This window comes from Streptomyces sp. DT190 (genome assembly GCF_049846985.1).
GTDB lineage: Bacteria > Actinomycetota > Actinomycetes > Streptomycetales > Streptomycetaceae > Streptomyces.
Genome location: NZ_JBNCNM010000072.1, coordinates 1 through 608, shown reverse-complemented (window position 1 = coordinate 608; position 608 = coordinate 1). Strand labels below are relative to the sequence as shown.

Annotated in this window: 1 protein-coding gene; it reads left to right on the top strand. The window is 69.1% G+C overall.

Annotated elements, in window-relative coordinates; genetic code table 11:
• On the top strand, positions 1 to 608 hold a 608-nt coding region (locus ACPXCS_RS39640; RefSeq protein ID WP_425952365.1), incomplete at both ends, for a multicopper oxidase domain-containing protein.

Here is a 608-nt window from a genome sequence, read left to right as displayed (position 1 = left end):
GGGAGTGGCTCCGGCGGCAGCGCCCTGATCAGCCCCTCCGCCTCGGCGGTCGCCGCCACCGAGAGGAAGCGGAAGAGCTCCGGACGCCAGCGGAAGGTCACCCTGACCGCGGCGCCTGCCATGATCGACCTCGGCGGCGGCGTCATGGCCAAGACCTGGGCCTTCGATGGCCGTACCCCGGGCAAGGAGATCCGGGTCTCCGTCGGCGACACCCTGGTCGCCGAGTTGTCCAACCAGCTCCCCGGCAAGACCCCCACGTCGATCCACTGGCACGGCATCGCCATGCGTAACGACATGGACGGTGTGCCCCCGGTCACCCAGTCAGCAGTCCGGGCCGGCTCCACTTTCACCTACCGGTTCGTCACCGACCACCCGGGCACCTTCTTCTTTCACCCGCACGTCGGTGTGCAGCTCGACCGCGGCTTGTACGCCCCGCTGATCGTCGAGGACCCCAAGGAGACCCTCGACTACGACGACGAGTGGGTCGTCCTCCTCGACGACTGGGTCGACGGTGTCACCGGCACCCCCGACGAGGTCTTCGCCGAACTCAGGCAGGGCATGGGCGGCATGGGCCACGGCATGGGAGAGAGCAGCAGCCCCAGCTCCAG